Raw genomic sequence first — 19,588 nt, 5'->3', positions numbered from 1 at the left:
AGGAACCCAGCGACTCATCCAGGGCGGGAAGCCTGGTCCCGGCCGCTTCGCCGCAACGCCGTCTGCAGCAAGCGCCGCTGCAGGCGTTCGCCGATGCCGCCGCCCTGCATGAAGCCCATGCGCTGGAGCGCTTCGGCCTCACCGGCCACAGCCTTGCCCGGCGCCAGCACCGCCCGGAGCAGACGCAGACGATTGCCCCAACCTTCAGCATGATCGCGCAGCCAGCCCAGCGCCGGCAGCAGCCGCTGCTCGACCTCGGTGAAGTCGCAGCCCAGCGGAAAGGTCGGCAGCAGCCCCTCGGCATGGAACGGACGCAATGCATCGCGCAGTCGTTCGGGCGTGTTGCGCCGCCAGGCATCGGGCATGATGAAATCCCGCGGCAGCTTGCCCGCTGCCTTCGCCTCGGCGACCAGGCCGTCCAGGAAGCGCGCGTCACTGATTGCCAGCATGGCGCGGACACACTCCTCGTCCGAGCGTCCGCGCAGATCGGCGATGCCGTATTCGGTGATGACCAGGTCGCGCAGATGCCGGGGAATCGTGGTGTGCCCGTAGTTCCAGCGGATGTTGGCATGCAGCCGGCCGTGCGCGGTACGCGTGCTGCGCAGCATCAGCGCGGAACGACCATCGTCGAGCGCGTGCGCCATGGCGACGAAGTTGTACTGGCCGCCCACGCCGCTGACCACGCGCCCGTCCTCAAGCGCATCGGACACCACCGCGCCCAAAGGCGTCGCCATCATGCAGATGTTGAAGAAACGCGCATGCCGTCGCTGCAGCGCATCCAATTTCTCGCGCCCGCCGTAGAGTTGATTGACGTCGGACACGCGCGTCATGTCCAGTCCGTGCCAGTCCTCACCGTCCAGCGCGCGCAGCCAGGCGTAGAAATCGTGCGAACCGAGGAAAAACGCCCCGCGCAGATAACGACCATCGCGCAACGTCCGCCCTTCGAGCATGCGGCTCCAGACGACCCGCGCGTCGGACGTGTCGAGCCGGCGCGGCAGACGACGGCCATCCGGACACATCACGTCGACGGCCTGCAGCTGCGCCTCGAACGGCAGCAGGCCGAAGCGCTTCAGACGCGCCATCTGTTTCTCGTCGATGCGGTCCGGCAGCACGCCGGCTTCGTGCAAAGCCTCGGCGGCATGCGGCGGCAGCGGCGAAGCGACACGACCGTCGGCGACCGCCTGCTCCAGCGCCATGTCGTCGTAGGCACGCCGCCCGAGAATGCCCGCCCGGTGCAACTGCATGAAGCCGTCCATGACCATCTCGCTGGCGCCGTACAGACCGAACTCGAACGGCGACAATCCACCCAGCGACCGCGCCAGCGCGCGGCTTTCGCCGCCAGCGTCCAGCGCAGCGTGCATGGCGCGGTAGCGATCATTCTTGCGCTGGCGCAGCGTCAGTGCTTGTACCAGCGCGTCGGACAGCGAGCCGATGCCGATCTGCAACGTGCCGCCGTCGCGAACCAGCCCGCTGGCATGAATGCCGATGGCGTATTCGGTGTCGTCCACCGGCTCGCGCGGCAAGGCGAACAGACACGGCTGTGGCGTTTCTTCGCGCAGCAGCAGATCGAACATGGAGGCCGGCACTTCGGCGCCGCCGCCGGTGAACGGCATGTCCGGATGCGCCACTGCAACCAGCATCGGTCGCGGGCGGCCGGCGGCATCGAGCCGATCGAGCAGGTCAAGCGTGACATCCGGATTGCTACCCAGACTCACGCGCACGCCATCGCCGCTGGCGCGCACAGCGACCAGCTGCACGACGAGATTGATGTCACGCGCCACCAGATCCCGCGCGACATGGGTGTAGTTCTGGCTGATGTACTCGCGCTGCACGCTGTCCGCGCGCAGATAGACGCCGGACTGCAGATAGAACTCATGCACACGGACATTGCCGGGCAATCGCCCGTGGCGCATGTCGAGCGCGTAGTCGAGGTCGACATAGTCATCGCCGAAATGACGCGAAAGAAACGGTTTCAGGAATCGCGCCTGCAGGCCATCGCCCGCTTCGGGCCGGGTCAGGGACAACGCCGTGAACAGCGTCAGCGAAAGGCGCTCGTCCGCGCACGCGCGCTGGTAGAGCGCATTGAGCAGCGCATTGGGCTTGCCCAGCCCCAGCGGCGCCGCCACGCGCCAATGCATGCCGCAACGCTGCAGGATGTGCTCGACGCAGGACTCGACGCTTTCGACGGTCTCGGGCTGGGTCATGAACGTGATCCATTCGCGGGGCATCCATCATGGCATGGCCGCGACACGGTTCAAGCATGCGCACGCCGTCTGCCCCACAGCGCTCTCTCACTCGCGTCGCTCGCGGTAGACTCCTGCCATGTCCACGTCTTCGACTGCCGCCTCCAACGCTGTGCGCCACATGGCCGAGCGTGCCTTCAGTCGCGCGGCCGGCGCGCAACGCATCGACGGCAACCGCATCGAATTGCTGATCGACGCCGCGGCGCATTTCGATGCCTGGATCGAGGCCATCGGACGCGCCCGGCGCTCGATCCTGCTGGAGAACTACATCATCCGCGACGACCGTATCGGCCGCATGCTGCGCGATGCGCTGATCGAACGCGCCCAAGCCGGCGTCGCCGTGCACGTGATCCGCGACTGGCTCGGCTGCCTTGGGCAATCGCGGTCGGGTTTCTGGCGTCCGCTGATCGCGGCCGGTGGCCAGGTGCGCGTCTACGCGCCGCCGCAGTGGACACGCCCGCTCGCCATGCTCAGCCGCGACCACCGCAAGATGCTGTGCATCGACGACGACATCGGCTTTCTGTCCGGGGTCTGCATCAGCGAGAAATGGCTGGGCAAGCCGGGACGCAACGTGCCGCCCTGGCGCGATACCGGCGTCGCCCTGCAAGGACCGGCGCTGGCCGCCCTTCAGCGCGCCTTCGCCGACAACTGGCGCACGCTCGGCATACCGCTGGACGAAACCCTGATCGGCGACACCGACGCTATAACACGCAGCGGCGACACCAGCCTGCGCATCATCGCGACGCGTCCGGCCACGGCCGGTGTCTACCGGCTCGACCAGACCATCGCCGGCATGGCCCGCGAGACCCTGTGGCTGACCGATGCCTATTTCGTCGGCATCGCACCGTACGTGCAGCAACTCGCCGCGGCAGCACGCGATGGCGTCGACGTACGCCTGCTTGTGCCCGGCTCCAGCGACATCCCCCTGGTCGCGGGTTTCTCGCGCGCCGGCTATCGCCCGCTGCTGGAGGCCGGCGTGCGCGTGTTCGAATGGAACGGTTCGATGCTGCACGCCAAGACCGCCGTCGCCGACGGTCAGTGGGCGCGAGTCGGCTCGTCCAATCTCAATCTGGCCAGTTGGCTGGGCAACTGCGAAATCGACGTTGCGGTCGAGGACGAGACGTTCGCCGCACAGATGCAGGAGCGCTACGAGAAGGATCTGGAGAACGCCACCGAGATCGTGCTCGCCCCGCGTCGCCGCCGCCGCGGCACGCGTGTGCATGAGCAATCCGAACGACCGCGCCGGCCACGCCGCCCCGGCGGCAGCTCCGGACGGGCCGCCGCCGCCAGCCTGCGCCTGGCCAACACCGTCGGCGCCGCGCTGACCGAACGACGGGTGCTGGGCAGCGCCGAGGCCACGCCGCTGATCATCGGCGCCGCAACCCTGATGCTGCTGGGTGTCGTATCCCTGATCTGGCCGGCCGTGCTCGGGTGGCCGTTGGCACTGATGCTTCTTTGGCTCGGGCTGGGTCTGGCGACACGCGGATATCGCCTGTATCGACAGCGGCGCAAGGAACAACTGATCGACGCCGACGACGACGCACCATGCTAGGGTGAGCGGCCCCGTTCCCGCATCGCCGCCGTCCCCCGCATGCCCACTCAACGCCCCGGCTCCGCTTCCGAGATTCTCACGCCCACGACGCTGAATCAGCTCGTGCGCGACCTGCTGGAAGACGCCCTGCCGCGCATCTGGATCGAGGGCGAACTGTCCAATGTCGCGCGACCCGCGTCCGGCCACCTGTACTTCACGCTGAAGGATGCCGGCGCGCAGATTCGCGGCGCCATGTTCAAGCCCAAGAGCACCTGGCTGAAGTTCCGTCCGGAAGCCGGCATGCATGTGCTGCTGCGCGCCCGCGTCAGTCTGTACGCACCGCGCGGCGACTATCAGCTGATCGTCGAACACATGGAGGAAGCCGGCGAAGGTGCGCTGCGCCGGGCCTTCGAGGAGCTGAAGGCGAAACTGCAGGCCGAAGGTCTGTTCGCCGAGGCACGCAAACGTGCCCTGCCCCGCTTCCCGCGCCGCATCGGCGTGATCACCTCGGCCAGCGGTGCGGCCATCCACGACGTGCTCAGCGTGCTCGAACGCCGTTTCCCGTTGGCCAGCGTCGACGTACTGCCGGTGCCGGTACAGGGCCGCGAAGCACCGCCGGCCATCACGGCGATGCTGCGCAAGGCCTCCGCCAGCGAACGTTACGACGTCGTCCTGCTGACCCGCGGCGGCGGCTCGCTGGAGGACCTGATGGCCTTCAACGACGAAGCCGTGGCACGCGCCATCCATGCCAGCGCGGTACCGGTGGTGTCCGCCGTCGGACACGAGGTGGATTTCAGCATCGCCGACTTCGTCGCCGACCTGCGCGCCCCCACGCCGTCGGCTGCGGCCGAACTGCTGGTGCCCGACCGAGCCGATCTGCTGCAGTCATTGCACCGGCAGCGCGAACGCCTGCAGCTACTGTTCGCACGACATCTGCAGACCGCGACGCAGCAGCTCGACCAGCTCATGACGCGCATGCAGGCGCAACGGCCGCAGGCACGTCTGGAGCAAGGACAGGAGCGCCTGCGCGCCGTGCGTGCACGCCTGACGCAGCGCATGCAGCGTTCCCTGCACGATGCCGAACAGCAGGTCGAACATGCCGCCCTACGTCTGCGCACCCAGCATCCGCGCCGGCAGATTCCGCTTCTGGAACAGCGCCTGCACGAACAGCATCGCCGGTTGCAGGCCGGCATGCTGCATCGACTCGAGCGCACGCAGCGCGACTGCGCGTCCATGCGCCGCGCCCTGCACGCCGTCAGCCCGCTGGCCACGCTCGACCGCGGCTATGCAATCGTGTTCGACGAACACGGCAAGACCGTGCGTTCAGTGCAGAGTGTGGCGCCGGATGCCACACTTGAAGTTCGACTTCGCGACGGCATATTGCCGGTGAAGCACATCCCCAAGTAACCAGGCGCCCGGCACGATCCGGGCCGGACGCCGTCCTCCGGATACCTCCGGAAAGGAGCGCGCGTGAAAGCCTCGGACCTATTCGTCAAAGCACTGGAAGCCGAAGGCGTCCAGTGCATCTTCGGTGTTCCCGGTGAAGAGAACCTGGACATCGTCGAATCCCTTCGTGATTCCTCCATCCGTCTCGTGGTCACCCGCCACGAGCAAGCCGCCGGTTTCATGGCCGCCACCTACGGCCGTCTGACCGGCCAGGCCGGCGTGGCCATGTCCACCCTCGGCCCCGGCGCAACCAACCTGGTCACCGCCGCCGCCTACGCCCAGCTGGGCGCGATGCCGATGCTGATGCTGACCGGCCAGAAACCGATCCGCCAACACAAGCAGGGCATGTTCCAGCTGGTCGACGTGGTCGACATGATGCATCCGCTGACCAAGTACACCACGCAGATCGTGTCCGGCCAGACCATCCCGGCGCGCATTCGCGAGGCCTTCCGCCAGGCCGAGGAAGAGCGGCCCGGCGCCGTGCACCTGGAGCTTCCCGAGGACGTCGCCCGTGACGATATCGAAGATCCGATCCTGCTGCCCACCGAGTACGCACGTCGTCCATCCGCCGACGAGGCCGCGCTGGTACAGGCTGCCGAGGCCATCACCCAGGCCAGGCATCCGGTCCTGATGATCGGCGCCGGCGGAAACCGTCAGCGCACGGCCAAGGCCCTGCGCGCCTTCATCGACAAACTGTCCATTCCCTTCTTCACCACGCAGATGGGCAAGGGCGTGGTCGACGAGGAACACCCGCTGTGGCTGGGCAACGCCGCGCTATCCGACGGCGACTTCGTGCATCGCGCCATCGACGCCGCCGACACCATCATCAACGTCGGCCACGACGTGGTGGAAAAGCCGCCGTTCTTCATGCGCCGCGGCAAGCGCACCGTCATCCACATCAACTTTTCCTCGGCCGAGGTCGATGCGGTGTACTTCCCGCAAATCGAGGTGGTCGGCGACATCGCGCACACCGTCGAACGCCTGACCGAAGCGCTGGAGCCGCAGAAACGCTGGGACTTCAGTTTCTTCGACACCGTGCGCGACGCCTTCAACAAACAGCTCGCCGAACACCGCGAGGACGACCGCTTCCCGGTGCATCCGGTGCGCATCGTCGACGATGTGCGCAAGATCATGCCGGACGACGGCATCATCTGTCTCGACAACGGCATGTACAAGATCTGGTTCGCGCGCTACTACCGCGCACGCCAGTCCAACACCATCCTGCTGGACAACGCGTTGGCCTCAATGGGCGCCGGTCTGCCTTCGGCGATGGCCGCGAAGATGGTGCACCCGGATCGCCGCGTGATGGCGATCTGCGGCGACGGCGGTTTCATGATGAACGCGCAAGAGCTGGAAACCGCCGTGCGCCTGAAGATGGACCTGGTGATCCTGATCCTGCAGGACAACGGCTTCGGCATGATCCGCTGGAAACAGGCCGACATGGGTTTCGACGAATACGGCATGGAATTCGGCAACCCCGATTTCGTCGCCTTCGCCGAAGCCCACGGCGCCAGGGGTCATCGCCCATCCAGCGCCGACGAATTCGCGCCGACGCTCGAACGCGCCTTCCGTGAGGGCGGCGTGCACGTCGTCGATCTGGCCATCGACTACTCGGTCAACCACGCCGTGCTCGACGAAGAGATCAAGAAGCGCTCGGCCAAGCTCAAAGCCTGATCCCATCGAAGCGCGCGCGGTCCACACATCGCGCGCGCCCCGCAACGCATCCCCCGTTTTGCATTCAAGGAGATTCCCCATGCAGAAACGCTACCCCTACTACCTCGCCAACAAACCGATGCAGCCGAACGCGGATCTGGAAGTCCGCGACAAGTTCTCCGGCCGCATCGCCACGCGCGTCGCCCTGCCCGACGACAAGGCCATCGAGAAGGCCATCGCTGCGGCGGTGAAGGCCGAAAAGCCGATGCGCGAGTTCAAGCCCTATCAGCGCCAGGACGTACTCAATCACTGCGTGAAGCGCATGACCGAGCGCAGCGACGAACTGGCCAAGGCGCTGTGCGTCGAGGCCGGCAAGCCGATCCATGACGCCAAGGGCGAAGTCACGCGCCTGATCGACACCTTCCGCATCGCCGCGGAACTGGCGCCGCAGATCGGCGGCGAGGTCATCAATCTTGAGATCTCCGAACGCGCCAAGGGCTACCGCGGCTTCACCAAGCGCATGCCGCTGGGCGCGGTGTCGCTGATCACGCCGTTCAACTTCCCGCTCAACCTGGTCGCGCACAAGGTCGCGCCGGCGATCGCCGCAGGCTGCCCGTTCGTGCTCAAGCCGTCGGAGAAGACGCCGGTCGGCGCACTCATCATCGGCGAGGTGCTGGCCGAAACCGATCTGCCCAAGGGCGCGTTCTCGGTACTGCCCGTGACCGGCGACAAGGCCGCGCCGTTCGTCGAGGACGAACGCCTGAAGCTGCTGTCGTTCACCGGCGGCCAGATCGGCTGGGACCTGAAGGCCAAGGCCGGCCGCAAGAAAGTCGTGCTGGAACTGGGCGGCAATGCCGCCTGCATCGTCGACGAGGATCAGACCGACCGCCTCGACTTCGTCGTCGACCGGCTGATCTTCGGTGCGTTCTACCAATCCGGTCAGAGCTGCATCGGCGTGCAGCGCATCCTCGTGCACGAATCCATCTACGACCAGCTCAAGCGCAAATTCGTCGCCAAAACCCGGAAACTGAAGGCCGGCGACCCGAAGAAGAAGGACACCTTCCTCGGCCCCATGATCACCGAAGACGCCGCCGAGCGCCTGCATGGCTGGATCAACGAGGCCAAGGAACATGGCGCCAAGGTCCTGTGCGGCGGCAAGCGCGACGGCAGCATGCTCGACGCTACCGTGCTGGAGAACGTCCCGCACGACGCCAAGGTCAGCTGCGAGGAAGCCTTCGGCCCGGTCGCCCTGCTCGAACCGTTCAGCGATTTCGACAAGGCCATCGACCGCGTCAATGACTCCGACTACGGCCTGCAGGCGGGCGTGTTCACCAACGACCTGACCCGTACCATGCGCGCCTGGGACCGCCTCGAACAGGGCGGCGTGGTGATCGGCGATATCCCCAGCTTCCGCGTCGACAACATGCCCTACGGCGGCATCAAGCGCTCCGGCCTGGGCCGCGAAGGCATCAAGTACGCCATGGAGGACATGAGCGAACTGCGCCTGATGGTCATCCGCGACGCCTGAGTTCGACGCATGTGCATCACACCGACCGGCGCACCCATCGCGGTGCGCCGGTTTTTTTTATGACCTGTCGGACCGCCCTATCATCCATCGGCCAGTCCGTCCTCGGTCGATTCGACCTCGCTTAACCCCGTTACACGGCATCGTGCGTTCCACTCCATGACCTGCACCGGAGGCCATGCGCCATGAACGCGAAATCGATGCTCTACCTGTTGCTGACTGCCCTGCTGGTCGTGCTGACCGGCTGCTCGACCACCAGCCCGCCGTCCGCGGCGGAACGTGACAAGACGGCTCAACTCAAGCCGACCCCACCCGCCGCCAAGGTCGCCGATGCCGTGGCGCCGCCGCCTCCGCCGCCGGTGGCGGAGATGCGCGCTGACGCCATCACTCCTGCCGCACCGATGCCGCAACGCGCTTTGCGAACGAATGTCATGGCGGCACCGCCCGTATACGGCTGGCAACCGCTCGCTGCACAGGACCGCGAGCACTATGCACACTACGAGGACAACCCCGTACAGCGCGTCGCCGAGCACCCCGTCTCGACCTTCGGCCTGGACGTCGACACCGGTTCGTACACCAACGTGCGGCGCATGATCGAACAGGGGCGCCTGCCTCCGCACGACGCCGTGCGCGCCGAGGAATTCATCAACTACTTCGACTACGGCTACACGCCACCGAAGAACCGGAGCCAGCCGTTCAGTGTGACCACGGAGATCGCGCCCGCCCCGTGGAACCCGGAGCGCCAACTGCTGCTGGTCGGCGTGCAGGGTTATCGCGTGCCGGCGAAAGACATCCCGGCCGCGAACCTGGTGTTCCTGGTCGACACCTCGGGTTCGATGACCAGTCCCGACAAGCTACCGCTGCTGAAGGCCTCGCTGCGCCAGATCGTGCCGAAGCTGCGCCATCGCGATCGTGTCGCCATCGTCACGTATGCCGGCAGCGCGGGCATTGCTCTGCCCTCCACGCCTGGCGACCAGCACGCACGCATCCTCGCCGCCATCGACGCCATGCAGCCGGGCGGATCGACCAACGGCCAGGCCGGCATCGAACTGGCCTATGCACAGGCGCGCCAGGGCTTCATCAAGGGCGGCGTGAACCGGGTGATCCTGGCCACCGATGGCGACTTCAATGTCGGCCGGACCGGCGTGCAGGCGCTGACCGACGAGATCGCCGACAAACGCCGCAGTGGCATCGCCCTGAGCACACTCGGCTTCGGCACCGGCAACTACAACGATGCCATGGCCGTGCGCCTGGCCGACGCTGGCAACGGCAGCCACCACTACATCGACTCGCTCGGCGAAGGCCGGCGCGTGCTGGTCGACGAGATGGCGCAGACGCTGCTGACCATCGCCAAGGACGTGAAGGTGCAGGTCGAGTTCAACCCGGCGCGCGTGTCCGAGTACCGCCTGATCGGCTACGTGAAGCGCAAGCTGCGCCGCGAAGACTTCAACAACGACAAGGTCGATGCCGGCGACATTGGTGCCGGCGCCAACGTCACCGCACTGTACGAGATCACACCCACCGGGAGCGTGGCCGCGCGCATCGATCCGTTGCGCTACGCGCCACAGGATCGCGAAACGCGTGCCAGCAGTCGCGAAATCGCCTGGCTCCGCCTGCGCTACAAGCAGCCGCAACAGACCCGCAGTCGCTTGATCGAGCGCCCGATCACGGACCGCGACGTGCATGGGCAGGCCAGTCGACGGTTACGCTTCGCCGCCGCCGTGGCTGCCTTCGCCGATGCGCTGCGCGGCGGCAAGCAACTCGATGGCTACACGCTCCACGACATCGCCGCCCTCGCCCGCGCCGCACGCGGCGACGATCCGCGCGGGGACCGCGCCGGCTTCGTGCGCCTGGTCGAACTGGCCGAAGGCCTTCAGACCACCGCAGCCACGCCGCAAGACACGGATACTGGAACCGTCCGAACCGCAGTCATGTATCGCTAGGAGCGGATGCCGCTTGCTCGCAAATACCGTACCCTCGGCGTTCATGGACGAACGCCGCGACAATGACCACGCACTGATGCAAGCCTATGTCGCGGGCGATGCAGAGGCATTCCGAATCCTCTACGAACGTCATCGCGGCGGGTTGTATCGCTTCATCCTGTACCGCGTCGACACGCGGCATACGGCCGATGAACTGTTCCAGGAAACCTGGAGTCGAGTCATCGCCTCACGCGAGCGCTACCGGCCCGAAGCGCAGTTCCGGACCTGGCTTTACCAGATCGCGCACAACCTGGTCATCGACAGCTACCGCCGCAAGCGGCCGCAGGCCTCCGGCGAGGAGAACGAACGGATTCTGCGGATGCAGGTCGCGGACGAGGGCGAACAGCCGGAACAGGCGCTGTCCACCTTCGAACAGCGGCGTCGCCTGCAACGCGCGCTGGAACACCTGCCCGACGAACAGCGCACAGTTTTCCTGCTGCGCATGGAAAAGGGACTTGGTCTGGAGGAAATCGCCACCATAACGGGCTGTGGGCGCGAAACTGCAAAATCGCGCCTTCGCTATGCCCTCAAACGCATTCGCGAACTGGTCACACCATGAGCACGCCAACGCCACCGAACAGCGACCCGATGCTGGACCGCGAAGAGCGCGAGCTGGCCTCGCTGTATCGGCAACTCCCCGCCATCGAACCCGATGCGGCGCTGGACGCGCGCGTGCTCGATGCCGCGCGTCGTGCCGTGGCGCCCAAGCCGCAGCGGCGGACCTATCGCGGTCTGTTCGTTGCATTCGGCAGCGCGGCCTCGTTGGTCATGGCAGCCGGACTCACTTGGTACATGCATTCGAACGGCCAGGACACCGTCACGAGGACGCAAGCCCCGGCCGCCTTGCAGGAGAAAGCGGCCAAACCTGCGGCACCGACAGCGGCGGGCGCGGCGGATTCGAAGCGTCAGGTCATCGCCGTTCGCATCCTGCCCGGCGAGCGTCACGCACCGGCCGCAGCGCCTCCACCTCCCGCAGCGGCCGCGCCCAAGGCCAAGGTCTTGGCGAACCAGGTTCCACGCGGGCGTGAAAGCAACGCTGCGGATCGCGCGCCCACGCCGTCCACGATGGCCGCATCCGATGCGATGGAAGAGCGGCTGGTCATCCCGGTGCGGGTTCTTCCGGCCGACAAAACGTCGCGGCAGGCCGCTGCGATCGCACAACCCGCACCCACGGCTTCCGCCGAGCCACAGGTCGCCGGACGGACGCAGTCTGAGATCCTGCCCGGCACGGCATCGCCGAAAAAAGCGACAACGCCTCCTGCCGCGAAACGGCTGATCGATGAGGCCCGACTGGCCCTCGCACGCAACGACAAGAGCCGCGCCCGCCAGCTGGTGCGCGCCATCACCGAACGCTTCCCCGAAGCGCCGCTGCCGTCCGATCTTGTACCGTACGCACCCAGCCCGTCCGACGGTACCGAACCCCAGTGAGCGACACTTTCACCCTGACCAGTGAGCATCGGCACGAGGACGAGATTCGCAAGAGCCGATTCCTTGCCCAGGTCGCGCCCATCTCGGACGTGAAATCCGCCATCGCGTTCATCGAACGCGTGTCCGATGCGACGGCCAACCACAACTGCTGGGCGTACCGCATCGGCCAGGACTACCGTTTCAGCGACGACGGCGAGCCGGGCGGCAGTGCGGGCAAGCCGATCCTGCAAGCCATCGAAGGACAGGAGCTGGACGGCGTGGTCGCCGTGGTCACACGCTGGTTCGGTGGCATCAAGCTGGGCGTCGGCGGTCTGATCCGCGCCTACGGCGGCACCGCAGCCGAGTGCCTGCGCCAGGCTTCGCGCACGCCGATCGTGGACACCACACAAGTAGAATTCGAATTGGGCTATGCCGAACTTCCGCTGTTCAAGGCTCGTGTACAAGACTGGCATCTGGGCATCGAGCACGAGGACTTCGGCCCCGAACGCGTCACCGTGACCGCACAGGTGGCGACGCGCCATCTCGATGCATTGCAAGTATTGCTGGCCGATCTCAGCCGCGGTCAGAGCCGCGTACGGCATCTCGACGAAAGGAATCGCGACACCCCATGAATACGACTCCCTCCCCGAATCGTGACGAGAAGAAAACCAGACGCGGCCATCTCGGATCGCTACGCCGACTGTGGCCGTTCATGCGTCCTCATTGGCGACTGGTGGTCGGATGGCTGATCTTTCTCGGCCTGTCCTCCGGCTCCAACCTGACCCTGCCGGTGGCCGTGCGCCACATGATCAACCACGGCTTCAACGGAGCCGACCCGCAGGTTATCAACCGCACGTTCATGGCGCTGTTCGGCGTCGCCTTGGTCATCGCCATCGCGACGGCCATGCGCTTCTACTGCATCACCCTGCTCAGCGAGCGCTCGCTGGCGACCATGCGCAGCAAGCTCTACGACCATCTGGTGCGACTGGATCTGGGTTTCTACGAGAAATCACGCGTCGGCGAGCTGATCTCGCGCCTCGGCACCGACACCGAACTGGTGCAGACGCTGGTCGGATCCGTGATCTCCGTTGCGCTGCGTTCGGTGGTCATGCTGATCGGCGCAACCGTCGCCATGATCATCACCAGTCCACGCCTGGCCGGCCTGACCGCGCTGGTGATCCCTGCGGTGATGTTGCCGATCCTGATTTTCGGCCGCCGTGTGCAACGTCTGTCGCGCCACAGCCAGGATCGTCTGGCCGACGCCGCCGCCATTGCCAACGAGACCCTCAACGCTGCCCAGGCCGTGAAAGCCTACGCGCGCGAGGAGATCGAGAGCGAACGCTACGGCGGTGCGATCCAGCGCGCCCTGACCACGGCCCGCAGGCGCATCGGCATGCGTTCCGGGCTGACTGCCGCCGTCATCACCCTGGTGTTCGGCGCCATCACACTGGTGCTGTGGGCCGGTGCGCGCGACGTGTTGGCCGGCGAACTCAACGCCGGTGTGCTGGGACAGTTCGTGCTGTATGCGATCTTCGCCGCCGGATCGGTCGGTTCGGTCAGCGGCGTGTGGGGCGAGGTCATGCGCGCCTCCGGCGCCATGGAGCGCATCGGCGAACTCTTCGACGAAATCCCCGAAGTGCGTTCGCCTCCGACCCCCACGCCCTTACCGAGCCCACGCGCTCAGGGCGCGCTGCACATGCAGGACATCGAATTCCGCTATCCGACCCGCCCTGACGCCATCGCGCTGCACGATTTCGATCTCCAGGTGCAGCCCGGCGAAACCGTTGCGCTGGTCGGGCCGTCCGGAGCCGGCAAGAGCACCGTATTCGCGCTGCTGCTGCGTTTCTACGATCCGCAACGCGGTCGTATCACCCTGGACGGCGTGGATCTGCGCGCGCTGGCCCTGCCCAATCTGCGCGGCGCGTTTGCGCTGGTGCCGCAGGAAACCGTCATCTTCGGCGGAAGCGCGGCCGAGAACATCCGCTTCGGCCGCGCCGGCGCCAGCGACGAGGCCGTGCGCGAAGCGGCTATCGCCGCCGAGGCCGACAGCTTCCTGCGCGAACTCGAGGACGGCTACGACACCGAACTCGGCGAGCGCGGCGTGCGCCTGTCCGGCGGGCAGCGCCAACGCGTGGCCATCGCCCGCGCGATCCTCCGCGATGCGCCCATTCTGCTGCTGGACGAAGCCACCTCGGCGCTCGACGCACAGTCCGAGGCGGCCATCCAGCAAGCCTTGGCGCATCTGGAAAAGGGACGCACCACGCTGGTCATCGCCCATCGCTTGGCGACCGTGCAACGCGCCGACCGCATCGTGGTGATGGATGGCGGGCGCATCATCGCCCAGGGCACGCACGAGAGCCTGTTGCGCGAAGGCGGGCTGTACGCCGAACTGGCTCGACTGCAGTTCGCCGCCTGATCTACGGCCCCCGAGGCGCAAGCTCCGGCATAAAAAAACCCCGCGCCATGCGCGGGGTTTCAAGCATTTGGTGTCGTTGTACCGGTGCGGTCAAACCGCTTCCGTGACTCCGGACGCCTGCGCGCCCTTGGGACCCTCCACCACTTCAAAGCTGACTCGCTGACCTTCCTTCAGGCTTCGGAAGCCTTCTGCCGCGATCGCCGAATAATGGACGAATACGTCCTCCCCGCCGTCCTCGGGTGCGATAAAGCCGAAACCCTTGGCGTCATTGAACCATTTCACCGTACCAAAACGCATTGCTCGAACCTCTCGAATGAACCGGAAGCGCTACGTCCCACGTACCCCCCGGCACGCCCCGAACGCAACACCTATGCAGTATCACCACGTTTCCACACTTGGCGCAAGTGGGAAACATGCAGGTATTCGGCAAAAAATCCGATCGACTTTATCGCTGTTCGGGCATTTTCATTTTATTCCGGTCATTTACGGCAATGCAGCCAGTATTTTCGGAACGTGGGCCGTGGCCGCATCGAGATGCGCGAAAATCTCTTCCAGGCTGATTTCAACGGCATCGCCGCAACCGGCCGCCCAGTTCGCCACGAGCGCCAGGCATGCATAGGGGAGTTCGAGCTCCCGCGCCAATACCGCCTCGGGCATGCCGGTCATGCCGACCAGGTCACAACCATCGCGACGCATGCGGGCAATCTCGGCGCGCGTTTCCAGACGGGGGCCCTGCGTCGCGCCGTAGCAGCCGCCATCAACCACCGTCACTCCGGCACGCGAAGCGCCCTCGCGCAGTGCCTCGCGCAACGCCGACGTGTACGGTTCGGTGAAATCCACGTGCTGCACTTCGGCACCTTCGACATCGCAGAAGCTGCTCAGACGACCGTGGGTGTAATCAATGATCTGGTCGGGAATCACGAGAACCCGCGGCCCCATGTCGTCACGAATGCCGCCGACCGCATTGACGCCGATGACCGCCCCGGCGCCGAGTTGATGCAACGCATGCACGTTGGCGCGATAGTTGACCCGGTGCGGCGCCACGGAATGGTTCTCGCCATGACGCGCCAGAAATGCGAAACGGCGTCCGTGAAAATCACCGCAAACGACCTCGCCCGATGGTTTGCCGTAGGGCGTATCCACGGATACCCGCTCGATATTCTCCAAACCCGGCAATTGATAGAGACCGGTCCCGCCGATCACGGCGTATGCGATGCGTGATGTACTCATATTGAGGAACTAATTCGACGAACTCAGGAAGGGGTACGCAAGGCACGGATTTCAGGAAGATTCCGCCCTTGCTCGTGATAATCCATGCCGTAGCCGAATACATAGCGGTCCGGCACGTCGACGCCATTGAAGTCGGCCTGCATGCCGGGTACCCGGCGGTCGTGCAGCTTCGTGCAGAGCGTGACGACAAGTACGCGTCTGGCACCCATCTCCAGGCACGCCTCGCGCACTTCCTGCAGGGTATGCCCCTCGTCGAGGATGTCGTCGACCAGCAGCACGGTGCGTCCCTGCATCGGCGCTTCCGGCTTGCGCAGCCACTGCAGGTCGCGCCCCCGGGTCGCCCCGCGGTAGCGCGTGGCGTGCGCGTAGTCGAATTCGACATCGGTGCGCATCGACAGCGCCAGTTGCGCGGCGAAGATCAGGCCACCCTGCATGATCGTGAGGAACACGGCCCGCTCACCGTCGAGCGCGTCATCCAGACGTCCACCGACCTCGGCTATCGCCCGTTGCAGCGTCTCGCGGTCGAACAGCACATCCGACACTTCCAGCGCCTGTTCGAACGACATCGTGGATGCATCACTCACGCCTGTACCTCCTCTTTGCGCAGCGCGTCCAGACGCGCAATGAAGACATCGCGCTGCGGGTTGTCAGTCAAATCGTCCCAGGTCGCCGCCGCCGCACCGCGCAGCGTGGCCACGCGGTCGGCCGAGCACGGCTCCAGCGCCAGCGTCTCCACCGCCTGCATCGCCGCATCCACCGCGTCGGGCTGGCATGCCAGGATCAGGTCGCATCCCGCCTCGGCATGCGCCTTGACGCGCTGTTCGAGGCTGCCGGACTGACCGGCGCCGACCATGCTGATGTCGTCGCTGAAGATCAGCCCCTGGAATCCGAGTTCGTGACGCAGAACCTCTCCGATCCAGACCTTCGACTGCCCCGCCGACGCGGCGTCGACCTGCGGATACACGATGTGCGCCATCATCACTGCCTCGACACCGAGCGCGATGCTCTCGGCAAACGGCAGCAGATCGCTTTCGCGGATGTCGTCGAGAGAACGTGGATCGACGGCCGACTCGATATGCGTATCCTCGAGCACCGTGCCGTGTCCGGGAAAATGCTTGATCGTCACCGCCATGCCGGCCATGTGCATGCCGCGGATGTAGGCGTCGGCCAGCGACGAGACCACCTCCGGATTCTCGTGCAGCGCGCGTGTGCCGATGATGCGGTTGCCGCGCGCCAGATCGACCACCGGTGCGAAGCTGATATCGACGTCAATGGCACGCAGTTCACTGGCCATGACCCAGGCGTGCTCCTCGGCCAGCGCGCGCGCCTGTTCCGGGTCCCGGTCGTGCATGGCGCCGAGCGTGGCCAGCGCCGGGAGACGGGTGAATCCTTCACGGAAGCGCTGTACCACGCCGCCTTCCTGGTCGACGGCGATGACGAAATCGGAGTCCGGCCGCACCGCGCGCACTTCGGCGACCAGCGCGGCAACCTGCTCGCGTGACGCGAAATTGCGCTTGAACAGCACCAGTCCACTCACCATCGGCGAACGGATCTGGTCGCGCTCGTGCGCCGTCAACGTGGTTCCCGACGTTCCGATCAGCAGCATCTCAGTCTTCCTCTCCCGCGCGCTCGCGCGTTGACCAGCGCGCATACGGATGCGCGATGAGATGAACATTGTAGTAGCGCGCCAGATGGCTGACCTCGCGCCCAAGCCAGGCCGGGCGCGGCACTTCGGCATCAACGCGCTCCAGCTCCACTTCAGCGACGATCAACCCCTGATTCTCACCCTCGAATTCGTCGATCTCGAAGGTGTACGCATCGACCGGAACGAAATGGCGAGTCTTCGCCACCCGTCCACGGCACAGATCCCTGAGCATGGCTTTCGCGTCCGGCAGCGGCAACGCATATTCGTATTCCGCGCGCTCGATGCCGAGCCGCGCCGACTTCACGTTGAGCCAGGCCGATTCGCCAGCGATGCGCACGCGCACCGAGCAACGGGCAAAACCGCCTTCCATCGCCGCGGCATCGACCAGATAGCCCTGCTCCATGCGCTGACTGCGCACGGCAAGAGGCCGCCAGGCCTCGCCATCGAGCAGGAACTTGCGCTCGATCTCGGTCGCCATCAGTCGCGCTCGAACAGGGCGATGGATTCGACGTGGGCGGTATGCGGGAACATGTCCATGACGCCGGCCGCGCTGAGCCGGAAGCCGTGCTTGCGCACCAGGATCTCCGCATCGCGCGCCAGCGAACCCGGATGACAGGAAACGTACACGACACGATGCGTAGCCTTGCCCGGCAGGAACTCCAGCACCTTGTCGGCGCCGGCGCGCGGCGGGTCGAGCAGCAGCTTGTCCCAGCCCTGTCGCGCCCAGGCCGCCTTGCGGTGATCCTCGAACAGGTTGGCCATATGGAACTGCGCGTTGTCGATACCGTTGGCCTGCGCGTTGGCACCGGCCCGGCGCACCAGCTCAGTATCGCCCTCGACGCCGTCGACCTGCGCCACCCGGCGTGCGACCGGCAGCGTAAAGTTGCCCAGCCCGCAGAACAGGTCGAGTACGCGATCCGTCGACTGCGGGTCCAGCAGCTCCAAGGCCAGAGCAATCATGCGACGGTTCATGCCGCCGTTGATCTGCACGAAGTCGAGCGGCTCGAAATCCAGTTTCACGTTGTGGTCGGGCAGCGTGAACGACAGGTGCGGCGCCTCCGGCCACAGCGGGTGCACGCTGCTCAATCCACCGGGCTGCAGGTAGATCGCGAAGCCGTGCTCGCGCGCGAACGCGGTCAGCTTTTCCTGATCGCTGTCGCTCAACGGTTCCAGATGACGGATGACCAGCGCCACGGTCTCGTCGCCGGCCGCGAACTCGATCTGCGGGATCTGCGCGGCAGCCTGCAGCGTCGACAGCATGTCGCCGATGGCCTCGATCTTCGGTCCCAGGGCCGGATGCAGCACTTCGCAGCGGCGGATGTCGGCGACGAAGCGCGGATTGGACTCACGGAAACCGACCAGCACCCGCTCCTTCTTGAGCACGTGCTTGACCGAAAGCCGCCCCTTGCGGCGGTATTGCCAGGGCTCGTCATGCAGCGGATCGAGCCAGCGCGCGGGTTCCACCTTGCCTATGCGTTCGAAATTCTCGGCCAGCACGCGCTGCTTGGCGACGATCTGCGCAGCAGGGTCCAGATGCTGCAAGCTGCAGCCGGCGCACTGTCCGAAGTGCGCGCAGCGCGGTTCGACACGCTCCGGACTGCGGGTATGCAGGGTCTCGACATCGGCTTCGTCGAAATGACGCTTGCTGCGTGTCACGCGCACCGTGGCGCGTTCGCCCGGCAGTGCGCCGCGCACGAACATGGCCTTGCCGTCGACGTGCGCGACACCGCGTCCGTCATGACTCAGATCGGTGATATCGACTTCGACTTGGGTATGTTTCTTCATGGGCAAAAAACACGCCCGGGCGACGACCCGGGCGATGGAAAAGGAGTGGACGACCCACGCGGGACGCGTTACTTGCGCTTCCAGACTCCAGCGCTGTTTTGATAGTACCAGCCGGCGTGCGCACGCTGGACCCACAACTGGGCAAAGGTCTCACGAACCTGTGAAGCCCACTCGGGATGACCGTTGGCCTTGGCAATCGCGGTGTAGAGCTGATTGCGGTCCTTGTTCTCGGCCGCGACCGTGCTCTTCACCCCTGCACGCTGCGCCAGCGGCGCCGCGGAAAGACTGCGCACCGCGACCAGACCATCCTGGGTGAATCCGATGGCGCCCTCGTCGAGGAGCGACTTCAGCGACTCGCGGAAACGCTTGCTCATGCGCGCATGAATCGCATCGATGGCAGGCGTATGGATCCGCAGGTCCGGGGTGCTGCCCGCCGCATAGGCGGCAGGAATCAACAGATCGATCACGCTGGCCGAAGGTCCGCCCTCGGCCGGCTTGGATTCCATGCCGGAGGATGCCCCATTCTTCGGCGCCGGTGCCGCCTGCGCCCCCTGATCGATGACCGAACCGATGAACTGGTCGGCCGCCTTCTGCGCCGCCGCCTCGGGGAAATAGACGTTGATGGTGACGCAACCGACCAGCGCGGTCAGCATCAGCACGGCAAAAAGGGCAACGAGCTTACGCATGACGGAGTTCTCCTGAAGATGGATGCATGGTCCCACAAA

At 65.9% G+C, this 19,588-nt stretch carries 17 protein-coding genes; 9 read left to right on the top strand and 8 right to left on the bottom strand.

Features of this window, described 5'->3' with window-relative positions:
• Window positions 1–14 precede the first annotated feature (14 nt).
• Window positions 15–2,204: an acetyl-CoA hydrolase/transferase C-terminal domain-containing protein gene (locus BTJ49_RS07805; protein ID WP_240601773.1), complete on the bottom strand. Its 2,190-nt coding sequence runs from the start codon at window positions 2,202–2,204 to the stop codon at window positions 15–17.
• Between the two features lie 118 nt (window positions 2,205–2,322).
• Here BTJ49_RS07805 and BTJ49_RS07800 point away from each other — a divergent pair, with 118 nt between their 5' ends.
• From BTJ49_RS07800 to BTJ49_RS07760, 9 genes are all read left to right on the top strand, one after another.
• Window positions 2,323–3,795 (top strand): phospholipase D-like domain-containing protein, encoded by a 1,473-nt coding sequence (locus tag BTJ49_RS07800; RefSeq protein ID WP_113064820.1) that lies wholly within the window; start codon window positions 2,323–2,325, stop codon window positions 3,793–3,795.
• Between the two features lie 39 nt (window positions 3,796–3,834).
• Window positions 3,835–5,181, top strand: a complete 1,347-nt coding sequence (gene xseA / locus BTJ49_RS07795; protein ID WP_113064819.1) for an exodeoxyribonuclease VII large subunit — start codon at window positions 3,835–3,837, stop codon at window positions 5,179–5,181.
• A gap of 63 nt (window positions 5,182–5,244) precedes the next feature.
• Window positions 5,245–6,894 (top strand): acetolactate synthase large subunit, encoded by a 1,650-nt coding sequence (locus BTJ49_RS07790; protein ID WP_113064818.1) that lies wholly within the window; start codon window positions 5,245–5,247, stop codon window positions 6,892–6,894.
• A gap of 79 nt (window positions 6,895–6,973) precedes the next feature.
• Entirely contained in the window at window positions 6,974–8,401 is a 1,428-nt protein-coding gene (locus BTJ49_RS07785) for an aldehyde dehydrogenase family protein (RefSeq protein WP_113064817.1), read from the top strand.
• 182 nt (window positions 8,402–8,583) lie between these two features.
• Window positions 8,584–10,341 carry a VWA domain-containing protein gene (locus BTJ49_RS07780; RefSeq protein WP_113064816.1) on the top strand — a complete coding sequence of 586 codons (1,758 nt, stop codon included), beginning with the start codon at window positions 8,584–8,586 and terminating at the stop codon, window positions 10,339–10,341.
• A gap of 43 nt (window positions 10,342–10,384) precedes the next feature.
• The gene (locus BTJ49_RS07775) at window positions 10,385–10,939 is read left to right on the top strand and encodes an RNA polymerase sigma factor (RefSeq protein ID WP_113064815.1); all 555 of its coding nucleotides are present in this window, start codon (window positions 10,385–10,387) and stop codon (window positions 10,937–10,939) included.
• Window positions 10,936–11,808 (top strand): hypothetical protein, encoded by an 873-nt coding sequence (locus BTJ49_RS07770; protein WP_113064814.1) that lies wholly within the window; start codon window positions 10,936–10,938, stop codon window positions 11,806–11,808. Before BTJ49_RS07775 ends, BTJ49_RS07770 begins: the two co-directional genes overlap by 4 nt.
• Window positions 11,805–12,419, top strand: coding sequence for a YigZ family protein (locus BTJ49_RS07765; RefSeq protein WP_113064813.1), 615 nt, complete (start codon window positions 11,805–11,807; stop codon window positions 12,417–12,419). The genes BTJ49_RS07770 and BTJ49_RS07765 overlap by 4 nt, the downstream gene beginning before the upstream one ends.
• Window positions 12,416–14,203, top strand: a complete 1,788-nt coding sequence (locus BTJ49_RS07760) for an ABC transporter transmembrane domain-containing protein (RefSeq protein ID WP_113064812.1) — start codon at window positions 12,416–12,418, stop codon at window positions 14,201–14,203. The genes BTJ49_RS07765 and BTJ49_RS07760 overlap by 4 nt, the downstream gene beginning before the upstream one ends.
• A gap of 90 nt (window positions 14,204–14,293) precedes the next feature.
• On the opposite strand, the gene BTJ49_RS07755 is transcribed toward BTJ49_RS07760, so the two are convergent.
• From BTJ49_RS07755 to BTJ49_RS07725, 7 genes are all read right to left on the bottom strand, one after another.
• Window positions 14,294–14,500: a cold-shock protein gene (locus BTJ49_RS07755; RefSeq protein WP_113064811.1), complete on the bottom strand. Its 207-nt coding sequence runs from the start codon at window positions 14,498–14,500 to the stop codon at window positions 14,294–14,296.
• A gap of 186 nt (window positions 14,501–14,686) precedes the next feature.
• Window positions 14,687–15,433: an S-methyl-5'-thioinosine phosphorylase gene (locus BTJ49_RS07750; RefSeq protein ID WP_113064810.1), complete on the bottom strand. Its 747-nt coding sequence runs from the start codon at window positions 15,431–15,433 to the stop codon at window positions 14,687–14,689.
• 23 nt (window positions 15,434–15,456) lie between these two features.
• Window positions 15,457–15,999 carry a hypoxanthine-guanine phosphoribosyltransferase gene (locus BTJ49_RS07745; RefSeq protein ID WP_113064809.1) on the bottom strand — a complete coding sequence of 181 codons (543 nt, stop codon included), beginning with the start codon at window positions 15,997–15,999 and terminating at the stop codon, window positions 15,457–15,459.
• 14 nt (window positions 16,000–16,013) lie between these two features.
• Window positions 16,014–17,039, bottom strand: a complete 1,026-nt coding sequence (nagZ, locus tag BTJ49_RS07740) for a beta-N-acetylhexosaminidase (protein ID WP_113064808.1) — start codon at window positions 17,037–17,039, stop codon at window positions 16,014–16,016.
• A gap of 1 nt (window position 17,040) precedes the next feature.
• Entirely contained in the window at window positions 17,041–17,556 is a 516-nt protein-coding gene (locus BTJ49_RS07735; RefSeq protein ID WP_113064807.1) for a CYTH domain-containing protein, read from the bottom strand.
• Complete coding sequence (gene rlmD / locus BTJ49_RS07730) at window positions 17,556–18,863, bottom strand: 23S rRNA (uracil(1939)-C(5))-methyltransferase RlmD (protein WP_113064806.1); 1,308 nt, start codon at window positions 18,861–18,863, stop codon at window positions 17,556–17,558. The genes BTJ49_RS07735 and rlmD overlap by 1 nt, the downstream gene beginning before the upstream one ends.
• Window positions 18,864–18,931: 68 nt before the next feature.
• Window positions 18,932–19,549 (bottom strand): YdbL family protein, encoded by a 618-nt coding sequence (locus tag BTJ49_RS07725; protein WP_113064805.1) that lies wholly within the window; start codon window positions 19,547–19,549, stop codon window positions 18,932–18,934.
• Window positions 19,550–19,588 lie beyond the last annotated feature (39 nt).

The organism is Oleiagrimonas sp. MCCC 1A03011 (genome assembly GCF_003267965.1).
Classification (GTDB): Bacteria; Pseudomonadota; Gammaproteobacteria; order Xanthomonadales; family Rhodanobacteraceae; genus Oleiagrimonas; species Oleiagrimonas citrea.
The sequence above is the reverse complement of the archived record's forward strand: the minus strand, read 5'-3'. Positions and strand labels throughout refer to the sequence as shown.